Raw genomic sequence first — 1,354 nt, forward strand, 5'->3', positions numbered from 1 at the left:
CAGCGCCCGCGCGCGCTCGCCACTATCGCAGCGCCCGCCATCGGTCGCCTCCAGCGCCCGCGCCGCGACCATCGTCAGTATCTCGGCTTCGCGCTCCTCGGCGGACAAACCATCGGCCAGGCTATCGATCTTGCTCGACAGCACCGCCGCATCGGCCTGGCTCCGCACCATCGCCAGCTCGCGCGCGTTCATCGATACCATCTGGAGCAGGCCAAGCGTCAACGCGACCAGCGCCACGGCGGCGAGCGCCGCGATGACAAGGGTAGTGCGAAGGGGAAGCCAGCGGAGCATCAGAAAATCCCATCGCCAGCCGATACCCCACTCCTCCCCCGGAGGGGGAGGTGGCATCGCGCAGCGATGACGGAGGGGTAGGTATCCACAAGCTGAGCGGTTCGCGTGCGGAGAGCTACCCCTCCACCGCCTGCGGCGGTCCCCCTTATGAAACTCATGCCCGCTGGCCCAGGGCGAAACCGGCATAGTCGGCGCGGGCGCGGGTCCAGTCGCTCTGGGCGAGCGTGTTGCCAGCGAACAGGCTGCGTTCGACATCGGCGACGATGCGCGTGAATACGGTCCGCGCCCTGTCTGGCAGACCATCGAAGCGCGCGATGTCGCGGCTGGTCAACGAAGGGCGGAGCGGGTCGCCGCGCCAACGCTCGATATCCTCGATGCTGCGGTGGAGGATCAGGCGCACGGCTTCGGCATAGCGGCCCGCCGCCGCCAGGCCGTCGGCCTCGTCGAGCAGGGCGCGGGCGGTGGCGGCTTCGGGCGTCCATCCTACGGGTTCGACTAGCGGCTTGTCGCGGCGGACGAAGCGGGCGGCAAGCCATTCGCGAGCAGCCGGGAAGAGCGCGAGAATGACCGCGATCACCGCGACCGCGATCGCGATCCACATCAGCACGTTCCAGCCGCCGCCGACCCATTTGACGAAGCTGCCCAGCGCGTCGAACAGATCGAGCAGCCAGCGCGGCGGCGGATTGACCTCCGGCTTGTGCCACGGAAGGTCGAACTGGATCGAGCTGTCGGCGCGAACGGCGCGATGTGCGGCATCGACGGTGGCGGGATCGCCGAAGGACACGGTGCTGCCCTGCGCCGGGGCAGCACCCTGCGCGGCGGCAGTTGCGCCCGTTGCCGTCATGTCCGTGCCCCCATCGAAGCCCTTGGAGCAAATCGGCAAATTGCGCGCAACGCTTTTCACCCCTAACGATGTGGAAACACGACCGATCACAGTTGCCTCAGGGAGATTCCGCGCGTTGATCCGTATCATCATCGGGGCTGTAATGGTCGCCAGCCTTGCAGCTTGCACCGCGGATGCCGGGAGCAAGCCGAAAAGCGCATCTGACGCGCCGAAGCAGCG

2 protein-coding genes are annotated in these 1,354 nt (G+C 67.8%); both read right to left on the reverse strand.

What is annotated here, in order from left to right:
* A partial coding sequence (locus U1769_RS25015) for a hypothetical protein (protein WP_332720870.1) occupies nt 1–291 on the reverse strand: 291 nt, incomplete at its 3' end.
* 154 nt (nt 292–445) lie between these two features.
* A complete protein-coding gene (locus U1769_RS25020; protein ID WP_332720871.1) occupies nt 446–1,135 on the reverse strand; it encodes a hypothetical protein in 690 nt (229 codons plus the stop codon).
* Nucleotides 1,136–1,354: the final 219 nt, after the last annotated feature.

The sequence above is a fragment of the Parasphingomonas zepuensis genome (assembly GCF_036663735.1).
Lineage (GTDB): Bacteria > Pseudomonadota > Alphaproteobacteria > Sphingomonadales > Sphingomonadaceae > Sphingomonas.